The 18,737-nt window shown below is 59.9% G+C and carries 18 protein-coding genes; 10 read left to right on the forward strand and 8 right to left on the reverse strand.

Features of this window, described 5'->3' with window-relative positions:
* Positions 1-18 precede the first annotated feature (18 nt).
* A complete protein-coding gene (locus B4F27_RS14550) occupies positions 19-303 on the reverse strand; it encodes a DUF6476 family protein (RefSeq protein ID WP_132997378.1) in 285 nt (94 codons plus the stop codon).
* On the opposite strand from B4F27_RS14550, the gene B4F27_RS14555 reads away from it, so the two are divergent.
* The 4 genes from B4F27_RS14555 to B4F27_RS14570 all read left to right on the forward strand — a co-directional run bounded on the left by B4F27_RS14555 (position 302) and on the right by B4F27_RS14570 (position 3,816).
* Complete coding sequence (locus B4F27_RS14555; RefSeq protein ID WP_286759982.1) at positions 302-1,336, forward strand: RluA family pseudouridine synthase; 1,035 nt, start codon at positions 302-304, stop codon at positions 1,334-1,336. The two genes, B4F27_RS14550 and B4F27_RS14555, sit on opposite strands and share 2 nt — an antisense overlap.
* Positions 1,337-1,502: 166 nt before the next feature.
* Entirely contained in the window at positions 1,503-2,399 is an 897-nt protein-coding gene (gene rpoH / locus B4F27_RS14560) for an RNA polymerase sigma factor RpoH (RefSeq protein WP_005849199.1), read from the forward strand.
* Positions 2,400-2,528: 129 nt separating this feature from the next.
* Positions 2,529-3,494, forward strand: a complete 966-nt coding sequence (locus tag B4F27_RS14565; protein WP_286759983.1) for a Gfo/Idh/MocA family protein — start codon at positions 2,529-2,531, stop codon at positions 3,492-3,494.
* Between the two features lie 52 nt (positions 3,495-3,546).
* Positions 3,547-3,816 (forward strand): DksA/TraR family C4-type zinc finger protein, encoded by a 270-nt coding sequence (locus B4F27_RS14570; protein WP_005849195.1) that lies wholly within the window; start codon positions 3,547-3,549, stop codon positions 3,814-3,816.
* A 102-nt stretch (positions 3,817-3,918) separates the two neighbouring features.
* Here B4F27_RS14570 and B4F27_RS14575 read toward each other — a convergent pair whose 3' ends face one another.
* The 5 genes from B4F27_RS14575 to B4F27_RS14595 all read right to left on the reverse strand — a co-directional run bounded on the left by B4F27_RS14575 (position 3,919) and on the right by B4F27_RS14595 (position 9,777).
* Complete coding sequence (locus B4F27_RS14575) at positions 3,919-5,739, reverse strand: M3 family oligoendopeptidase (RefSeq protein WP_005849193.1); 1,821 nt, start codon at positions 5,737-5,739, stop codon at positions 3,919-3,921.
* Positions 5,740-5,811: 72 nt separating this feature from the next.
* Positions 5,812-7,410, reverse strand: a complete 1,599-nt coding sequence (locus B4F27_RS14580; protein WP_286759984.1) for an ATP-dependent DNA ligase — start codon at positions 7,408-7,410, stop codon at positions 5,812-5,814.
* Entirely contained in the window at positions 7,407-8,426 is a 1,020-nt protein-coding gene (locus tag B4F27_RS14585; RefSeq protein WP_286759985.1) for a ligase-associated DNA damage response exonuclease, read from the reverse strand. Before B4F27_RS14585 ends, B4F27_RS14580 begins: the two co-directional genes overlap by 4 nt.
* Before the next feature lie 114 nt (positions 8,427-8,540).
* A complete protein-coding gene (locus tag B4F27_RS14590; RefSeq protein WP_286759986.1) occupies positions 8,541-9,485 on the reverse strand; it encodes an alpha/beta fold hydrolase in 945 nt (314 codons plus the stop codon).
* Position 9,486: 1 nt separating this feature from the next.
* Positions 9,487-9,777, reverse strand: a complete 291-nt coding sequence (locus B4F27_RS14595) for an SCP2 sterol-binding domain-containing protein (protein ID WP_037944601.1) — start codon at positions 9,775-9,777, stop codon at positions 9,487-9,489.
* Positions 9,778-9,852: 75 nt separating this feature from the next.
* On the opposite strand from B4F27_RS14595, the gene B4F27_RS14600 reads away from it, so the two are divergent.
* The 5 genes from B4F27_RS14600 to B4F27_RS14620 all read left to right on the forward strand — a co-directional run bounded on the left by B4F27_RS14600 (position 9,853) and on the right by B4F27_RS14620 (position 14,965).
* The gene (locus B4F27_RS14600) at positions 9,853-10,419 is read left to right on the forward strand and encodes a tetratricopeptide repeat protein (protein ID WP_278425674.1); all 567 of its coding nucleotides are present in this window, start codon (positions 9,853-9,855) and stop codon (positions 10,417-10,419) included.
* An 18-nt stretch (positions 10,420-10,437) separates the two neighbouring features.
* Positions 10,438-13,365 (forward strand): helicase-related protein, encoded by a 2,928-nt coding sequence (locus B4F27_RS14605; RefSeq protein ID WP_074634560.1) that lies wholly within the window; start codon positions 10,438-10,440, stop codon positions 13,363-13,365.
* Positions 13,366-13,752: an RNA-binding S4 domain-containing protein gene (locus B4F27_RS14610; protein ID WP_005849182.1), complete on the forward strand. Its 387-nt coding sequence runs from the start codon at positions 13,366-13,368 to the stop codon at positions 13,750-13,752.
* A 52-nt stretch (positions 13,753-13,804) separates the two neighbouring features.
* Entirely contained in the window at positions 13,805-14,143 is a 339-nt protein-coding gene (gene fdxA / locus B4F27_RS14615) for a ferredoxin FdxA (protein WP_005849180.1), read from the forward strand.
* A 306-nt stretch (positions 14,144-14,449) separates the two neighbouring features.
* Positions 14,450-14,965, forward strand: a complete 516-nt coding sequence (locus B4F27_RS14620; RefSeq protein WP_009825020.1) for a CarD family transcriptional regulator — start codon at positions 14,450-14,452, stop codon at positions 14,963-14,965.
* Positions 14,966-15,047: 82 nt separating this feature from the next.
* Here B4F27_RS14620 and B4F27_RS14625 read toward each other — a convergent pair whose 3' ends face one another.
* Positions 15,048-16,982, reverse strand: a complete 1,935-nt coding sequence (locus B4F27_RS14625) for a cation:proton antiporter (RefSeq protein WP_037944597.1) — start codon at positions 16,980-16,982, stop codon at positions 15,048-15,050.
* Between the two features lie 45 nt (positions 16,983-17,027).
* The gene (locus B4F27_RS14630; protein ID WP_005854326.1) at positions 17,028-17,486 is read right to left on the reverse strand and encodes an Lrp/AsnC family transcriptional regulator; all 459 of its coding nucleotides are present in this window, start codon (positions 17,484-17,486) and stop codon (positions 17,028-17,030) included.
* 133 nt (positions 17,487-17,619) lie between these two features.
* On the opposite strand from B4F27_RS14630, the gene hppD reads away from it, so the two are divergent.
* Complete coding sequence (gene hppD, locus B4F27_RS14635) at positions 17,620-18,714, forward strand: 4-hydroxyphenylpyruvate dioxygenase (RefSeq protein WP_037944596.1); 1,095 nt, start codon at positions 17,620-17,622, stop codon at positions 18,712-18,714.
* The last annotated feature ends 23 nt before the right edge of the window (positions 18,715-18,737 follow it).

Consider the following 18,737-nt stretch of genomic DNA (forward strand, 5'->3'; position numbering starts at 1 on the left):
GCGCATAGGCTGCGCGCGTTACTCGATCGTGACGCTCTGACGCAGCTCGCCTGTCATCCGGTCAAAGATCAGAATCACATCTTCCTGTGTCACCACAGCATACCAGTCGGGGCCTTGGGTGAAGGTCACCGCTTTTTCGCCGTCGGGCAGGGTGATAGAGGCCGGTAAATCGGGGCTCTTGTTCGAGAAGCGGATGACAAGTAGCCCGATCACGACTAGAAGGCCGAAAATCATTGTGGCGGTCAGCACCGTCACCAGCCGCCGCAGGAATTTGATGTTCGGGGGCTCGGAAGGATCAGTCATGTCGCACCGTCAAATTACGTTTACCATCGCGGACAGCCCGCCATCTCGCCTTGATAAGGCGCTTGCGCGCGATGTGCCAGAGGATGCGAACCTGTCGCGCACACGGTTGGGGCGTTTGCTGGAACAAGGCGCCGTGCGGGTTGACGGAACAGTGGTAACCGATCCCCGCAGCCGTGCCGAAGCGGGGCAGCAGATCACCGTCGATGTGGAAGAGGCCGAAGACAGTCATATCCTCGCCGAGGAAATCCCGTTGGAGGTCGTCTTTGAAGACGCGGATCTGATCGTGATCAACAAGCCCGCAGGCATGGTGGTTCACCCCGCGCCGGGCAGCCCGTCGGGGACGCTGGTCAATGCGCTGCTGGCCCATTGCGGCGATGACTTGTCGGGGGTGGGCGGCATGAAACGGCCAGGGATCGTGCACCGGATCGACAAGGATACCTCGGGTCTGCTGGTTGTCGCCAAGTCTGACGCAGCCCACCACGGGCTGGCCAAACAGTTCGAGAAACACACCGTTGAACGGTATTATCAGGCCTTGGTCTACGGCGTGCCGGATGCCAACGATCCGCGCCTACGGGGGGTGAAGGGGGCCAGCTTCGAGCCGGGCAATATCCTCAAGCTCACCACGCAGCTGGCGCGTCACCGTACCGACCGCCAGCGTCAGGCCGTGTTCTTTCAGGGCGGCCGCCACGCTGTGACCCGTGCGCGCACCGTTGCGCGGCTTGGCAATCCAGAGGTTCTGGCCCTGATGGAATGCTGGCTTGAAACCGGCCGTACCCATCAGATCAGGGTGCATATGGCCCATGCCGGTCACGCATTGGTGGGCGATCCGACCTACGGTGGCAAACGTAAACTAGCAAAAGGCGCGGTCTCGGACGCCGCCGCCGAAGCGGTGCGCAGCTTTCCGCGCCAGGCCCTGCATGCGGCGGTACTGGGGTTCGATCATCCGGTCACGGGCGACTACGTACGCTTCGAAGCGCCGCTGCCCGGTGACATGACCGACCTGCTCGAGGCCGTAGGCTACGACCTGCCCTAGTGCACAGTTGTGTGATCGACCTGTAGTAAAACGGTTTTTTAAGGATTATTGGGCCCAATTCACCGTCCCATGCGTTAGGCTGGGCACTTGAAACGGAGCGGGGCCCTCTCCATATCTATGTTAATCCAAATAACATGGGCCCCGGAAATTGGGGAAAGGGACAAAGATGGCTAATTACGCAAATCTGCCAGCGCCAACACCGGAAGGCGGATTGAACCGCTATATGCAGGAAATCCGCAAGTTTCCCCTGTTGGAGCCGGAAGAAGAATACATGCTCGCCAAACGGTGGGTCGAAGAGCAAGACACCGAAGCCGCGCATCGCATGGTCACCTCGCACCTGCGTTTGGCGGCCAAGATCGCCATGGGCTACCGCGGTTATGGTCTGCCGCAGGCAGAGGTGATTTCAGAAGCCAACGTCGGCCTGATGCAGGCGGTCAAACGCTTCGACCCCGAAAAAGGCTTTCGTCTGGCGACCTACGCCATGTGGTGGATCCGCGCCTCGATCCAGGAATATATCCTGCGGTCCTGGTCGCTGGTGAAACTGGGCACGACCTCGGGCCAGAAGAAGTTGTTCTTCAATCTGCGCAAGGCCAAGAACCGTATCGGCGCGCTGGAAGAAGGCGATCTGCACCCCGACAACGTCAAACGCATCGCGACGGACCTTGGTGTGACTGAAACCGAAGTCATCTCCATGAACCGCCGTATGTCGGGCGGTGATGCGTCCTTGAACGCCACTGTCGGCTCCGAAGGCGAGGGGACGATGCAGTGGCAGGACTGGCTGGAAGACGAAGACGCCGACCAGGCCACCGACTACGAGGAACGGGACGAGTTGGAAACCCGCCGCGAGATGCTGGCGGAGGCGCTGGATGTGCTGAACGACCGCGAGAAGGACATCCTGACTCAACGTCGCTTGTCGGACCAAACGGTCACGCTCGAAGATCTGAGCAGCCAGTATGACGTCAGCCGCGAGCGTATCCGCCAGATCGAGGTGCGCGCCTTTGAAAAACTGCAAAAACGCATGCGCGATCTGGCCCGTGAAAAAGGTCTGATGGGCACCGCCTGATCGCCAGCCACGGTTTTGAATATCGATCCCCGCAAGGCGCGTCGCTTTGCGGGGTTTTTTTATGCACCCCTTGATGATCTGCCGCGGCTCCCCCTACAGTCGCGCGACACCAAACATCAGGGGATCACGATGAAAAAGCTACGCTGGGGCATCCTCGGGGCTGCCCAATTCGCACAAGAACAGATGGCACCGGCCATCCACGCGGCAAAGGGGGCCGAACTGGTTGCCCTCGCCACATCTCACCCTGACAAAGCCGCGCCCTTTCAGGCCTTCGCCCCGCAGCTTGCAGTGCACAGCAGCTACGAGGCGCTGCTCGCCGATCCGGATCTCGACGCGGTCTATATCCCGCTGCCCAACCATTTGCATGTGGAATGGACGCTCAAGGCGCTGAAGGCGGGCAAACATGTCTTATGCGAAAAGCCGATGGCGATGCAGGCGCAAGACTATGACCGGTTGATTTCCGCAAGCGATACCACGGGCCTGCTGGCGGCCGAAGCCTTCATGATCGTCCATCACCCCCAATGGATACGCGCCCGAGAGATCGTGCAATCGGGCAGCTTGGGGCGGCTGCGCCACGTGGCGGTCAACTTCTCGTTCTTCAACGACGATACCGGCAACATCCGCAATGACCCCAAGGCCGGTGGCGGCGTGCTGCCGGACATCGGTACCTATGCCTTCGGCTGCACCCGCTTCGTCACGGGGCAAGAGCCGACCGCGATCTCCCATGCCAAGATCGACTATGAAAACGATGTCGATGTCTTCGCGCAGGTCGCGGCCCGCTTCGACGGGTTTGACCTTTCCGCAACCGTGTCCATGCGTATGTTCCCGTTTCAGCAGGTCGTTATTCACGGCGAAAAGGGCATCCTGCGTCTGAGCTGCCCGTTCAACCCGACGGTCTATTCCCAAGCCGAGCTGTATCTCGAGACCACACAGAACAGCACCACCGTCGAACGCTTTCCCGGCGTGAACCACTATGTGCAGCAGGTCGAAAACTTTGGCGCGTCAGTGACCGAGGGCACGGCCTATCCCTGTCCGCTTGAATTCAGCCGCGGCACGCAACGCATGACGGATATGGCCTTTGCCGCCGGGGGTTGAGCCTTGGCACTTGCGACCTACCTATAAGGGGTAACACTCAAGGGGGATGATCATGGCCGGAGGATGGGCGAAAGACGGCGCTGTCAGTGAACAGATCGAAGCGTCGATTAACGATGAACTGGCCCGCCTCAAGGCGCGCAAGGCCCCTCAGGGCGAAAGCCGCACCCATTGCGCCGAATGCGAAGAACCGATCCCCGAGGCGCGCCGCCAAGCCTTGCCGGGCGTAAAGCTCTGCATTGATTGCGTGCGCGAACGGGACGGTCTGGCGCAGGCCCGCGGTGGCATCAACCGGCGCGGCAGCAAAGACAGCCAGCTGAAATAGCCAAAAGCAAAACGGGGCGCTGCATCTGCACCGCCCCGCTCGATTTCCAAATGGTCCTAAATCCTCGCCGAAGGCATTAAACTCTTATGCCTTCCCGCAGGATCAATCCTCCATCGCTTCCAGCTCATCAATGAAGCCCGAAATCATCGACAGGCCCTTATCCCAGAACGCGGGGTCAGAGGCATCAAGCCCGAAGGGGGCCAGCAGCTCTTTGTGGTGCTTCGATCCGCCCGCTTTCAGCATATCGAAATATTTGTCCTCAAACCCTGGCTCACCTTCCTCGTAGACCGCGTAGAGCGCGTTTACCAAGCCGTCGCCGAAGGCGTAGGCATAGACATAGAAGGGCGAATGGACGAAATGGGGGATATAGGCCCAGAAGGTCTCGTAGCCGTCCATGAACTCGAACGCTGGCCCAAGGCTCTCGCCCTGCACCGACATCCACAGTGCGTTGATGTCGTCTGGTGTAAGCTCTCCACCACGGCGGGCGTCGTGCAGTTTGCATTCGAAATCATAAAAGGCGATCTGGCGCACGACCGTGTTGATCATATCCTCGACCTTGCCGGCCAGCAGCACTTTGCGCTCGGCATTAGTTTTGGCGCCGTCCAGCATCTTGCGGAAGGTCAGCATCTCGCCAAAGACCGAGGCGGTTTCAGCCAAGGTCAGCGGTGTGGAAGATAACATCTCGCCCTGACCTGCGGCCAGCACCTGATGCACGCCGTGGCCCAGCTCATGCGCCAGTGTCATCACATCGCGCGGTTTGCCCAAGTAGTTCAGCATCACATAAGGGTGCACGTCGGTCACGGTGGGGTGGGCAAAGGCACCGGGGGCTTTACCCGGTTTGACGCCTGCATCGATCCAACCTTCGGTAAAGAAGGGGGCCGCGATTTCTCCCATACGGGGATCGAAGGCGTTATAGGCGTCCATGACGGTCTTTTCCGCCTGTTCCCAGCTGACGGTTTTGGGGTCTTCCATCGGTAGGGGGGCGTTGCGGTCCCAGACCTGCATGGTGTCGAGGCCCAGCCATTTGCGTTTCAGCTCGTAGTAGCGGTGGCTGAGCTTGGGGTAGGCGTTGACCACCGCATCGCGCAGCGCTTCGACCACCTCGGGCTCCACGTGGTTTGACAGGTGGCGGCCGGTTTGCGGTGTGGGCATTCCGCGCCACCGGTCGATGACCTCTTTTTCCTTGGCTTGCGTATTATGCACGCGGGCAAAGGTACGGATATTGGCCTGAAACACATCCGCCAATTCGCGCGCCGCGGCTTCGCGCAGATCACGCGACGGGTCGGTCAGCAGGTTCAGCACGCCTTCGATGTTCAGCGGCTCGTCGTTTACCTCGAATTCCAGCCCGGCGATGGTCTCGTCGAACAGACGCTCCCATGCGTCGCCGACGACGCCCAGATCATGCAGGAACTTTTCCATCTCGTCGGAAAGCTGGTAATCTTTCATCGCGCGGATACGGTCGAACACCGGCTTATACCGCGCCAGATCCGCCTTTTGGCTCAGCAGGTTGGCAAGGTGATCATCCTCCAGCCGGTTCAACTCAAGCGTGAAGAACACCAGCGGGGTGGTAAAGTTGGTGATCTTCTCCTGCGCGTCCGACATGAATTTTGCACGGCCGGAATCGGTGGTCAGCTGGTAATAGCGCAGCCCCGCGTAAGACATGATGCGCCCGGCGATCTGGTTGATCTTCTCATTGCGCAGCACACAGTCCAGCAATTCGTTCGCATCCAGTTCGGCCAGTTTGCCTTCGTAATCTTCGGCAAAGCTGCGGCAGGCCTCTTCAAGCCAGTCCAGATCGCGCTTGAGCTCGGGCGCGTCTTCACCGGTGTACAGGTCGTCAAGATTCCATTCAGGCAGCTTGCCGAAGGCAGAGGCCCCGGAACCGGCGTTGGCATCAAGGACGGGGACGGGCAGTTGAAACATGAAAAACCTCTTTTTGACGTTAAATCTACCTAAGCACGGGTCCGCGGCAAAGCAAGGCGATGGCGGCGCGGATTAGCCGTAAATCCGCAGCATTTCTTCAAGATCGGCCAATGTGTTGGCTTCTTGCAGGGGCTTGTCCTGCCGCCAGCGCAGCATCCGCGGAAAGCGCAAGGCGACGCCCGATTTATGCCGCGTGCTGCGCTGGATGCCTTCGAAGGCGATCTCGAACACATGATGCGGGGTGACCTTGCGCACGGGACCAAACCGTTCGAGCGTATTCTTTCGCACCCAAGCCGTGATCTTGCGAAACTCGGCATCCGTCAGACCGCTATAGGCTTTGGTAAAGGGCACCAGATCATTGCCGTTCCAGACCGCAAAGGTGAAGTCTGTGAACAGGTTGGCGCGTCGTCCTGATCCGGATTGGGCATAGATCATCACCGCATCAATGGTCAGCGGGTCCAGCTTCCATTTCCACCAATCGCCCTTCTTACGCCCCGCCAGATAGGGGCTGTCGGCACGTTTCAGCATGACCCCTTCGGCCTGCGCTTCGCGTGCGGTGGCGCGTTGGTCGGCCAGCGCATCCCATGTGGGGAAGGTCAGTTGCGGCGACAGGCGGATCGGCGCATCGTCGGGCAGGGCGGCGCAGGCCTGTTCCAGCAGCGCACGGCGCTCGGCAAAGGGGCGGGAGCGAATATCTTCGCCCTGCCATTCCAGCAGGTCGTAGGCGTGCAGCACCACCGGGGCTTCGGCCAGCAGTTTCTTCGGCACGGTCTTGCGGCCAATCCGGGCTTGCAGCGCATTGAAGGAGGATGGCGCAGGCTGTCCGTCAGGCCAGACCAGCAGCTCGCCGTCGAGAACCGTGCCATCGGGCATGAAGTCCACCGCACGGGCGAGCTCGGGGAAGCGGTCGGTCATTAACTCTTCGCCGCGCGACCAGACGAAATAGGCACCGTCCCGCAGGATCAACTGGCCGCGGATGCCGTCCCATTTCCATTCGGCACGCCAGTCTTGCGGATCCCCCAGTTCTTGCGGCTCGGCTTCCAGCCCATAGGCCAGATAGAAGGGATAGGGGCGCGATGCGTCGGCAGAGGCATCTTCGGCCTCTACCAGCCCATGCCATGTGGTGTCGTCGGGGTGCCAGTTGCCCATGAGGCGATGCGCAAGCTCGGGCTCGGGTTTGCCTGTGGCACGAGACAGGGCGCGGGTCATCAGCTTTTGGCTGACGCCTACCCGAAACCCGCCGGTGATCAGCTTGTTGAAGATAAAGCGTTCGGTCCCGCCAAGCGTCGCCCATGCGTCAAGGACAAAGGCTTTGCGGGCCTCTTCATCCTGGGTGTAAATCTCGCGCAGTGCCGCGATCCACGCGGCAAGCGATTGATCATCCTGCGTCGGGTTGGGGGGCAGAACGAGCGTGATCGTCTCGGCCAGATCGCCAACGATGCTGTAGCTTTCCTCGAACAGCCACAGGGGGATGTTCGCGCGCTCGGCGGCCCATTCGCGCAGCTTGGTGGTCGTGACGGCGCGTTTGGGGCGACGGCCGGAAAACAGGGCGATGGTCCATAGCCGGTCGTCATCCGGTGCCGCGCTGAAATAATCGGCCAGTGCGGCGACTTTCACTGTCGTCTTGGTGCTTTGGTCGATGGCGTTGAACAGCGCGGCAAACCGTTTCATTCGCTTGTGTCCTTATCCAGGGATTCGCCTTCGAACTGGGTCGGTACGACCTGCGCTTGCCAGCCGCTATCGGCCAGAAACCGGCTGAAGACATCGGTATAACCATGTGTCACATATATGTTTTCGGCTTCGGTTGCTTTGATCGCGGACAGCAGCCCATCCCAATCCGCATGGTCCGAGATGATAAAGCCGCGATCGCCTGCACGGCGTCGACGTACACCCCGCACGGCCATCCATCCGCTGGCAAAAGCGGTTTCCTGCGGGCCGAATTTTTTCGACCACGCACTGCCCAAGGCACCGGGTGGGGCCAGCACAATCGCGCCGGGGTGATCCTTGGGCTTCAGATCCGCATCGGCGAGGATCGTGTCGGGCAGGGGGATCCCCTGATCGCGCATGACGCGGTTGGTGTTCTCGGTCGCGGTGTGGGTCAGGATCGGGCCGATGTCGGGGTCGAGCATCGATAGCAAACGTTGTGCCTTGCCCAAGGCATAAGCCCCCAGAAACGCCGTTTTGCCCTGCGCCGCGCAGCCTGCCCACCATGCGTTGATCTCTGCCGCGACGGCGGCTTGATCGGCCCAGCGAAACACCGGCAGGCCAAAGGTGCTTTCGGTGATGAAGTGATGACATCTCACCGGCTCGAACGGGTCGGACAGCCCGTCATCGACCACCTTGTAATCGCCCGAGGCAACCCAGATCTCGCCGTCTACTTCGACGCGGATTTGGGCGGAGCCGGGGACGTGGCCGGCGGGGTGAAACGATACCTGCGCCCCGCCGATCTGCCGCACCTCGCCATATGCGATGCCGTCAGCGGTGATGTCGCCCAAACGGTGGCGCATGACGGGCAGGGCGATGTCGGTGGCAAGGTACCGGTTCATGCCCCAGCGGGCGTGATCGGAATGCCCGTGGGTGATCAGGGCACGGTCCACAGGCCGCCACGGGTCGATATAGAAATCACCCGCGGGGCAATATATGCCGTTTTCGTTGAATGTCAGAACAGGTTGCTTGGCCATGCGCATAAGCTAGCGGGGCGCGCGCGTTTGAACAGGGTGGGCAGGAAAATCCTCGCCGATGCCGAGTTTTCCGTTGGAATAACGTTAGGTTGCAGGCGGAAGTTCATCCTGCGATCCGCGCTACTTTTTGGCGTTTCCAAAGAACAGGGCCGCCATCTCATCCACCGCTTTGTCGCGGGTGGCGGGGATTTCCATCAGCACTTCGTGCTCTGCGCCGTCAATGATATTCAGCTTGCCGCCTTTCCAAGTCTCCATACGGGCGTGGATGCGGCCCTTGTGCACGATACGTTCGTTGGACCCGAGGAATGTGGCGCAGGGCAGGCTGGGGGCGGCGCGCAGGGACAGATGCTTGGTTTCGGACAAAGCCTCGCGCAGCCAGATAAAGCTGGGCCCGCCCAAAGACAGTTCGGGATGGGCCGCCAGTTGCGTGCGCATCATCTCGTACATCTCGGGGTCGGTGGTGAGCATGTTGTTCTCGAACGGCGCGGTCGAGATATAGGATGCCGCCTGCGTGCCCATGGGCAGCTTGTAGCCCTGACCGATGCGCGGCATCAGGTTGGACAGCCCCGCGGCCACCAGACGCATGTGCGGCGCGATATGGATACCCCACATCGGCGCGGTAAAGGCGGCGGCCTGTACCGACAGACCCTCCATACAGGCGCGCAGGCCGATGGCCCCGCCCATGGAGTGCGCCAGCAGGAAATACGGGCGTGGCAGCTGCAAGGCGCGGGCTGTCCGCATCATGGCCGCCACATCTTTTTGATAGTCAGAGAAGACATCGACATGGCCGATGTTGCGGTCGGGGATCAACCGGTCCGACAGACCTTGCCCCCGCCAGTCAATCGCCATGACCGCCAGCCCCTTTTTCGCAAAGGCGCTTGCGGTCATGGCATATTTCTCCACGTATTCGGTGCGGCCGGGGAAAAGCAGCACGGTGCCCTTTGCCCCGTCCAGCGGCCAATGCGCGACGCGCAGCTTTTTACCATCCGATGTCTCGGCCCAATGCGCCTGACCCGTTTCGGGCAGCGGCGCAATGTCGGTGAAAAAGGGCGCGGTTTCCAGCATATTAGGAGAGGACGGACGCCAGCTTCATCGCCATGCCCATGTCGCCGTCAATCTTGAGCTTGCCGCTCATGAAGGCACCGGTCGGGTTGGTGTCGCCGGACAGGATCGCCTGGAAAGTTTCTGCGTCAGCAGAAAGGGTTACATCCGCTTCTTCATCCGCGGCGCGTGCGCCGGTCGAATCCATCATGACAGTGCCTTCGTCTTCGATGTCGAACTTGGCTGTGCCGTCAAAGTCGGCCCCCGCCAGTTTTTCGTTCAGCACTGTTACAGCTTGGTTCACAATATCGCTCATCATAGGCCCTTTTCTTGGCAAATGGTGCCGACACGTCTGGAATTGTGGCGGCAGCCTGTTACATTCACTCTTGTTATGGGCAACCGCATCGTCAACCTCAAACATACCGTCGCGGCACTTGGTCTCTGGGTGTTGCTTGGGGGTATAAGTTTCGCGCAAATGTCGCCCCCCGCGGCGGCGGAATTGCTGCAGGATTTACGCGATGCCCCCGCCGCAGAGGCACCGCGAATCGAACGTGATGTGCAGCGCGCTTGGGCGCGGTCCGGCTCGGCCGCGATGGATTTGCTATATTCCCGTGGTCGCGATGCCATGTCAGAGGGGGACACCACCTTGGCGATCGCCCATCTGACAGCTCTGACGGATCACGCCCCTGATTTTGCCGAAGGCTATCATGCCCGTGCACAGGCCTATTTCGCCGCAGGTCTCTATGGCCCTGCAATCGATGATCTGGAAACCACGCTTGCCTTGAACCCGCAGCAGTATAACGCCATCTTCGGTCTGGGGGCGATCCTGCAGGAGTTTGGCGATCTGCGGGCGGCTGCCGATCTCTATCGCCGAGTGTTAAGCATTAACCCTCACCATGATAACGCGCAAAGGGCGCTCGACGGGCTGCGGCGCGACGGCATCGGGCGCACGCTTTAACGATCTAAGGAATTTCTGGTGGCAGGTGACAGCAGGGTCGTGGCCGTTTTGGGCCCGACCAATACAGGCAAGACGACCTATGCAATCGAACGGATGTTGGCGCATCGCACGGGGGTGATCGGGCTGCCGCTGCGTTTGCTCGCCCGCGAGGTCTATGACCGCATCGTTGCCCTGCGTGGCCCGTCCATCGTGGCACTGGTCACGGGCGAAGAACGGATCGTGCCGCCGCGCACCCAATATTGGGTCTGCACCGTCGAGGCGATGCCCGAAGGCATGGGCGCTGATCTGGTTGCGGTCGATGAAATCCAGCTTTGTGCTGATCCTGAAAGGGGGCATGTCTTTACCGACCGTCTTTTGCGTGCGCGCGGTCAACACGAGACGCTTTTCATGGGGTCCGACACCATGCGCGGCTCAATCGCGGCGCTGGTGCCAGAGGCGCAGTTCATCCGGCGCGAGCGGATGTCCGAATTGATCTATTCTGGTCAGAAAAAGATAAGCAGGATGCGTCCGCGCAGCGCAATCGTCGGGTTTTCGGTTGAGAATGTATATGCGATTGCAGAGCTGATCCGGCGCCAAAAGGGGGGCGCGGCGGTGGTTATGGGCGCGCTCAGCCCGCGCACACGCAACGCGCAGGTCGCCATGTATCAAAATGGCGAGGTCGACTATCTGGTGGCTACGGATGCCATCGGGATGGGGTTGAACCTTGATGTGGACCACGTCGCTTTCTCGGCACTCAGCAAGTTTGACGGGCGTCGGATGCGACCTTTGGCCCCGAACGAACTGGCGCAGATTGCCGGACGGGCAGGGCGCGGGTTCAAGAGCGGTACATTCGGTGTCACGGGCGATGCGTCTCCGCTTGATGATGGTGTCGCGCGGGCCATTATGGATCATCAGTTCACACCGCAGAACAAGCTCAACTGGCGCAACCCCGCGCTGCAGTTCGGATCCATTGACCGGCTGATCCAGACGCTTGAAATGTCGCCGGACAATGAACGCTTGTTCAAAGCGCGCGAGGCCGATGATCTGCGCGCGCTCAAGAATCTCGCCGTTGATGCCGAGATCGCGGCGCGCTGTACCGATGGGCCATCGGTGCGCCTACTGTGGGATGTCTGCCGGATTCCCGACTTTCGTGGTATAAGCCATGCAGAGCACGCCAGCCTGCTGGAGCAGATTTTCAACTTTCTGCACCAGCGCGGTTCCATCCCCGACGACTGGCTGGCGCGGCAAATTAAACGCATAGATCGAACCGATGGCGACATTGATGCGTTATCCAAACGATTGGCGTTTATTCGCACCTGGACCTACGTGACACAGCGCAAAGGCTGGACAGGTGACGAAAGCCATTGGCGACACGAGGCGCGTGTCGTAGAAGACAGACTGTCGGATGCGCTGCACGAGCGTCTGACCCAAAGATTTGTAGATCGGCGCACATCCGTGCTTTTGCGCCGGCTAGGACAGAAGGAAGCCATGGTGGCCGAAGTAAACGAGACCGGTGAAGTAACCGTTGAAGGCGAATTTGTTGGCAAGCTGGACGGGTTCCGCTTTCGCCAAGACAAAGGCGCAGGCGTTGCCGAAGATAAAACGATCAAAGCTGCATCGTTGCAGGCGCTGGCTCCTCAGTTCCATTTGCGGGCGGATCGTTTCTACAACGCGCCTGATACAGAGATTGATTTCACAGAGCAGGGCGGCCTCATGTGGGGCAGCTCTGCCGTGGGTAAACTGGTTGCGGGCTCCGATCCGTTAAAACCCGGTGTCGAGGTCTTCGTCGATGACGTTGCGGGCCCCGAGGTTGCGCAAAAAGTGCAGCGCCGTTTGCAGCATTTCATCGACCGCAAGGTCGCAGCCCTGTTCGAGCCCCTGATCGCCCTGTCAAAGGATGAGGCGCTGACCGGTCTGGCACGTGGCTTTGCCTTCCGCATGGTTGAAAACCTTGGAATTCTGCCCCGCGCTGATGTGGCGGACGAGGTGAAAGCCCTGGATCAGGACGCCCGTGGCGCGCTGCGCAAGCATGGTTTGCGCTTTGGTCAGTTCACCATCTTTATGCCGTTGTTGCTGAAGCCCGCGCCGACCCGTTTGCGTCTGGTGCTGTGGTCGATTTCCAAGGGGCTGAACGAATTCCCTGAATCGCCGCCCCCCGGTCTGGTCACCATCCCCGTAGACACAAGCGCGCCCGAAGGTGCTGCGACGATGGCTGGTTACCGCAACGCGGGTGAACGCGCGATCCGTATCGATATGCTGGAACGTCTGGCCGATATGCTGCGCTCCGAAGATTCGCGCGGCGGGTTCGAGGCGAAGGCCGATATGCTGTCGATCACGGGCATGACGCTTGAACAATTCGCCACGTTGATGGAAGGTCTGGGCTACAAGGCCGAAAAGGCTGAGCGCACCAAGGTGAAAGCCGTTGATACCGTCGTGCCCCATGACGGTGCACCGATGGCTGCCGACAAGGGCGCGGACGCCGAGACGCCCGTGATGGACGTCGCGGCCGAGCAACCAGCCGGTGGTATTGTCGAAGATCCGGCGGCTGCTCAGGCGGATGACATCGTGCCCGCAACCGCGGATATGCCCGATGACGGGATCGCCCCGATGGTCGAGGAACTGGCCGAGACACCAGAGGTGGACGACCACATCCCCGACACCCCTGCCGAGGAAAACCCCCAAGGCACAGCGCCTGACGCCGATATCGCAGGTGCCGAGCTTGAGACATACTATGTCTTCACCTGGGGGCGCACGCCCCGTGGCAATGCCCAAGGCCAGCGTCGCGGCGGCGGGGATCGTCCACAAGGGAAGGGGAAGCCCGGACCGCGTGGCAAGAAGGGTGCACCGCGTGGTGACAAGGGCGGCAAAGCGCAGAAGTTCAGCAGCAAGCCCGCCCGTGCGGAAAAGCCGATCGACCCCGACAACCCATTCGCCGCTGCGCTAATGGGGCTGAAAGACAACAAGTAATTGTCCGAAGCGCCGACAAAGCTGCGGCTTGATAAATGGCTGTGGCATGCGCGGTTTTATAAAACGCGTTCTCTGGCGGCTGCCCGCGTGCAAGCGGGGGCCGTCAGGGTCAACGGCAGCGTGGCGCAAAAGCGTGCGACATTGGTTGTGGTTGGCGACGTACTGACCTTTGCTATGGGCGACGATGTGCGGGTGATCCAGATAGAGGGCATCGGCACCCGCCGTGGTCCGGCCCCCGAGGCGCAAACGCTTTACACCGATCTGTCCCCGCCGGTCCCCCGATCCGAGAAAAAACAACCTGAAAATCCGGCATTTGAGGGAAAAGGGCGCCCCAGTAAGCGTGATCGCCGCGTGCTTGATCTTTCTCGGGCGCGCCACCTTGAATGATACGCTGCGCTGACGTATCTCCTGCGTTAAACCTGCCATAAAAGATGATGTTATGACCTATATCGTTAACGATGCCTGTATCGCCTGCAAATACACTGACTGCGTTGAAGTATGTCCGGTGGATTGCTTCTATGAGGGCGAAAACATGTTGGTCATTCATCCCGATGAATGCATCGACTGCGGCGTTTGCGAACCTGAATGCCCCGCCGACGCGATCCGCCCCGATACAGAGCCGGACATGGAGAAGTGGGTTGAATTCAATCGCAAATACTCTGAACTGTGGCCCGTGATCATCACCAAGAAAGACCCGCTGCCCGAGGCAGAGGAACGCGATGGTGAAGAGGGCAAGCTTGAGAAGTATTTCTCTGAAGCACCCGGCGAAGGCGGCTAAGCGATTCGCACTTGGGTGCATGGGCTGATCGCTGCGTGTGACGCCACCTGATCCCCTTTATTTATTCGATTAACACGTATTTGATCGAATCTGTGCCGCCCCCCGCTTTCGGGGGGGGCAATTTTGTGATATACGTTGTCGCAAATGATGATACCTACGCGCCAAATCTCAACCGTTTTGCACAGGTTGAACCAGAACATCTGAAGTTATGAAATGAGGCTGACGGCTCTTTGGGCCGGTCGGCCTTTGTCGTTGTGACAGCATATTTACCCATGCGGGCCGTCCCCGCGCCCAAGGAGCCACTGTATGAGCAAGTCGAAGAAGCTAGATTTCCGCCCGAATGAATTCGTTGTTTATCCGGCGCATGGCGTTGGTCAGATCATCTCGGTCGAAGAGCAGGAAGTCGCGGGCATCTCGCTGGAGCTGTTCGTGATCGCGTTCGAGAAAGACAAGATGACGCTGCGGGTGCCCACCCATAAGGCGACAGAAATTGGCATGCGCGCGCTTAGCAGCCCTGACGTCATCAGCCATGCGATGAAAACCCTGAAGGGTAAGGCCAAGGTCAAACGCGCCATGTGGTCGCGCCGTGCGCAGGAATATGAGCAAAAGATCAACTCCGGTGATCTGATCGCCATCGCCGAAGTCGTACGCGACCTGCACCGCACCGACGACCAGCGCGAGCAAAGCTATTCCGAGCGTCAGCTGTATGAAGCCGCGCTTGAGCGTCTGACCCGTGAAGTTGCCGCCGTCGCCGGTGGGGACGAACTGGCGGCCTCCAAGCAGGTCGGTGATGTTTTGGAAAGCCGCGTTGCTGCGGCCTGATCGCAACCGTTAAATTTAGAAAAGCCGCGCCTGATATCATATCGGGCGCGGCTTTTTGGTGTCTGAAGGGCGAGGGGGGCTACTACCCTTGTGTCTTATCCTCTTGGTCGATCCGGTTCAGGAACGCGGTTTCCAGATCTTTTTGTAGCTCTTTCGCGCGGGCCACATAGGCTTTGTTCTCGCTTGGTGGGATGTCAGGGCGCCACAGGGCCGCCAGCTCGCGCACAGACGCACGGTCGTGCGAATAGAACATACGCTGCGCCTCTGCCGCCTCGTAATCGGAGAGCCCGAGGTTTTCCAACACATAGCGCCCCGCCCGAAGCGAGCTGTCGAACATCTCGCGCACGATGTCATTCGCGCCGGCCTGGTATTGTTGGTACACATCCGTCCGATCATGGGCGCGGGTTACGATATGCAGGTCGGGCCGTTCCTTGCGCGCATAGGCGATAAGCTGCAAGGCCGACTTGGGATCATCCAGCGCGACAACCAGAACCTTGGCATCGCGCAGACCGGCCTTGCGCAGAATATCAGCGCGGGTCGGATCGCCCAGGAACGCCTTGAAGCCAAAGCGGCGCATGACGGCGATGGTTTCGGGGTTGTGGTCCAGAACGACGGTGCGAAAGCCGCTGGCCTGCACCAGACGGTTCACAATCTGCCCGAACCGTCCGACACCCGCGATGATCACGGTGCCCTGCTCGTCAATCTCGTCCGCAACGATGGGGCCGGATTTCGTATCCATCCGTTTGCTGATCTGGTCATAGGTGATGAACAGCAGCGGTGTGATCAGCATAGATAGGGCGACGACCAGCAACAATGTCTCGGCCACGTCATTGGGCATGACCCCCGTGGCGACCGAGAAGCTGACCAGCACAAAGCCGAATTCACCCGCCTGCGCCAGACCAAGCGCAAAGAGCCAACGGTCGCGCCCTTGCAGCTTGAACAAGGTGCCAAGCCCGTAAAGAATCAGGCCCTTCACCAGAATAACCAGCAGCGCCATCCCGACGATGATGATCGTATCGGCGAACAGCAGGTCAAAGTTGATACCCGCCCCCACGGTGATGAAGAACAGCCCCAGCAGCAGTCCTTTGAACGGCTCAAGGTCGGTTTCCAGTTCGTGCCGGAATTCGCTGCTGGCCAGCACCACTCCTGCAAGGAAGGCCCCAAGCGCGGGCGACAGGCCCACCAGCATCATCAGGAAGGAAATCCCGACGACGATCAGCAGGGCCAAAGCGGTATACATCTCGCGCAGCTTGGCAGCGTGGATAAACCGGAAAACGGGGCGGGTGAAGAACACACCGGTGATGATGATCCCGGCAATGGCACCCAAGGTGACCAGCGTTATGGCCCAACCCGGCAGCCCCTGAACCAGTGAAATCGCCGCCTGCGCGGTTTCCGCACCATGACCCGCCGCCGCAGGACCGTGCCCCGAGGCTGCCTCTGCCCCATGGGCGGCATCCTCGGGGTTCACCGAGATCGATCCGTCCGGTCGCATTTGCGCGGGCAGCTGCGCCACAAGCAGCGGCAGGAACGCGAGGATCGGGATCACCGCGATATCTTGCGTCAGCAGCACCGAAAAGACGGATCGTCCACCCGCTGTTTGCATCAAACCCTTTTCTGAAAGGGTTTGCAGCACGATCGCTGTTGACGACAGCGACAGCGTGAGGCCGATCGCAATCGCCACACCCATCGGTTGGTCATAAGCCATCGCGATGCCCATCAGCGCCGCAGCGCTAAGCACGACCTGCATCCCGCCAAGCCCCAGCAGACGGTGGCGCATGTTCCACAGGGCGCGGGGTTCAAGCTCTAGCCCGATGAGGAACAGCATCATCACGACACCAAATTCGGCGAAATGCTGCAAATCCTTGGTTTCCGATCCAACCAGCCCGAAGGCCGGCCCGATCAGGATCCCCGCCGCGAGATATCCCAGCACCGACCCCAGCCCCAGACGCGATGCGATGGGAACCGCAATCACCGCCGCAGCGAGATAGATCGAGGCTTGAAACAGGAAACCTTCCATAAGGGGCATACTTTCTTTGTGTCGGGCAGGCCCCGAGCGGGTCAATCAGGTGGGCAAGGGCCCGTCTCGTTTAAGCTGATCCATAACGATCTGGCTATGCACTTTTGCGACAGCACCATGGGGGAGCAGCACATCATGGATGAGGCGGTTCAGGCTGGGCAGGTCTGCACAATAGACGCGCAGCAAATAATCCGCATCCCCCGTCATCGTCCAGGCGCTAACGATTTCGGGGCGGGTGGCCAAAAGCCGCGCAAAACTGGCGGAATGTTCGGGCCCGTGGGTGCCCAGATGGACCTGCACAAACCCCTGTACCGTCAGCCCCAACCGTTCGGGGTTGAGCCGGGCCGTATAGCCTTGGATATACCCTTCGGTTTCAAGCCTTTGCCGCCGCCGACCTGCTTGGGACGGGGATAGATGCAGCTTCTCCCCCAACTCCTGAGCCGTGAGATGCGCGTTCTTTTGCAGCGCCGCCAGCAGGCGTTTATCGATATCATCTAATGTCATGCGGTATTCTCACATAGAATGATAAAACCATGCGTCAACCCCGCGTGAATAGCCAGTCGCTCTTACATGTTTGCGCAAAGATAGCGTGGTTCCGGCGATAGACTGCGCACGAACGCTATCAAAGGAGCATCTCATGGGCCCGTTTCCGCATGACGCCGAAAAATCCAAAATCACCGATGAAAACCCGGCCGGCACCGACGGGTTCGAATTCGTCGAATTCGCCAGCGCCGACCCGCAGGAGCTTCGCGATCTATTTACCCGTATGGGCTATGCCCATGTGGCGAACCACAAAACGCAGAAAATCGAACTCTGGCAGCAGGGGGACATTACCTATGTGCTGAACGCTGACCCTGACAGCTTTGCCGCAGGCTTTGTGGCCGAGCATGGCCCCTGTGCGCCGTCGATGGGCTGGCGGGTTGTGGATGCGCAAAAGGCGCTGGACCACGCTGTTGCCAAAGGGGCGGAGGAATATACAGGCGCAGGCAAGGTGCTGGATGTGCCCGCGATCAAGGGGATCGGCGGGTCTTTAATCTACTTTGTGGATCAGTATTACGACACGTCGCCCTATAACGAGGAATACGACTGGATCGCGCAATCCAAACCCGCTGGTGTCGGTTTCTACTATCTCGATCACCTGACGCATAATGTCTTTAAGGGGAACATGGACGTCTGGTTCAAGTTCTACGGCGATCTGTTCAATTTTCGCGAGATCCGGTTTTTCGATATTGAAGGCAAGTTTACCGGCCTTACCTCGCGTGCGCTGACATCTCCCTGCGGCCGCATCCGTATCCCGATCAACGAGGATCGCGACGAGAAGGGGCAGATCGTGGCCTATCTCAAGAAATACAACGGCGAGGGGATCCAGCACATCGCCGTGGGCGCGCGGAACATCTATGATGCGACGGATGCCATTGCAGACAACGGGTTGAAATTCATGCCCGGCCCGCCCGAGACCTACTATAAGATGAGCAAGGATCGCGTCACCGGCCACCAAGAGCCGCTTGATCGGATGAAGAAACACGGCATCCTGATTGACGGGGAAGGGGTCGTGGATGGCGGCGAAACCCGCATTTTGCTTCAGATATTCTCGAAAACTGTCATCGGGCCGATCTTCTTCGAGTTTATCGAGCGTAAAGGGGACGACGGTTTTGGCGAAGGGAACTTCAAGGCGCTGTTCGAGAGCATCGAGCAAGAACAAATCGACAGTGGCGAGTTGAGCGAAGCCTGAAACGACAGAAAGCCGCATCTTCG

Origin of the sequence: Sulfitobacter sp. UBA1132, assembly GCF_002311545.1 — a bacterium.
Taxonomy (GTDB): domain Bacteria; phylum Pseudomonadota; class Alphaproteobacteria; order Rhodobacterales; family Rhodobacteraceae; genus Sulfitobacter; species Sulfitobacter pontiacus.

Bases quoted from the DNA above. Each gene is read 5' to 3' on its own strand.
- B4F27_RS14555 (WP_286759982.1), top strand. From the start codon at position 302: ATGTCGCACCGTCAAATTACGTTTACCATCGCGGACAGCCCGCCATCT.
- B4F27_RS14550 (WP_132997378.1), bottom strand. From the start codon at position 303: ATGACTGATCCTTCCGAGCCCCCGAACATCAAATTCCTGCGGCGGCTG.
- rpoH (WP_005849199.1), top strand. From the start codon at position 1,503: ATGGCTAATTACGCAAATCTGCCAGCGCCAACACCGGAAGGCGGATTG.
- B4F27_RS14565 (WP_286759983.1), top strand. From the start codon at position 2,529: ATGAAAAAGCTACGCTGGGGCATCCTCGGGGCTGCCCAATTCGCACAA.
- B4F27_RS14570 (WP_005849195.1), top strand. From the start codon at position 3,547: ATGGCCGGAGGATGGGCGAAAGACGGCGCTGTCAGTGAACAGATCGAA.
- B4F27_RS14575 (WP_005849193.1), bottom strand. From the start codon at position 5,739: ATGTTTCAACTGCCCGTCCCCGTCCTTGATGCCAACGCCGGTTCCGGG.
- B4F27_RS14580 (WP_286759984.1), bottom strand. From the start codon at position 7,410: ATGAAACGGTTTGCCGCGCTGTTCAACGCCATCGACCAAAGCACCAAG.
- B4F27_RS14585 (WP_286759985.1), bottom strand. From the start codon at position 8,426: ATGCGCATGGCCAAGCAACCTGTTCTGACATTCAACGAAAACGGCATA.
- B4F27_RS14590 (WP_286759986.1), bottom strand. From the start codon at position 9,485: ATGCTGGAAACCGCGCCCTTTTTCACCGACATTGCGCCGCTGCCCGAA.
- B4F27_RS14595 (WP_037944601.1), bottom strand. From the start codon at position 9,777: ATGAGCGATATTGTGAACCAAGCTGTAACAGTGCTGAACGAAAAACTG.
- B4F27_RS14600 (WP_278425674.1), top strand. From the start codon at position 9,853: ATGGGCAACCGCATCGTCAACCTCAAACATACCGTCGCGGCACTTGGT.
- fdxA (WP_005849180.1), top strand. From the start codon at position 13,805: ATGACCTATATCGTTAACGATGCCTGTATCGCCTGCAAATACACTGAC.
- B4F27_RS14620 (WP_009825020.1), top strand. From the start codon at position 14,450: ATGAGCAAGTCGAAGAAGCTAGATTTCCGCCCGAATGAATTCGTTGTT.
- B4F27_RS14625 (WP_037944597.1), bottom strand. From the start codon at position 16,982: ATGGAAGGTTTCCTGTTTCAAGCCTCGATCTATCTCGCTGCGGCGGTG.
- B4F27_RS14630 (WP_005854326.1), bottom strand. From the start codon at position 17,486: ATGACATTAGATGATATCGATAAACGCCTGCTGGCGGCGCTGCAAAAG.
- hppD (WP_037944596.1), top strand. From the start codon at position 17,620: ATGGGCCCGTTTCCGCATGACGCCGAAAAATCCAAAATCACCGATGAA.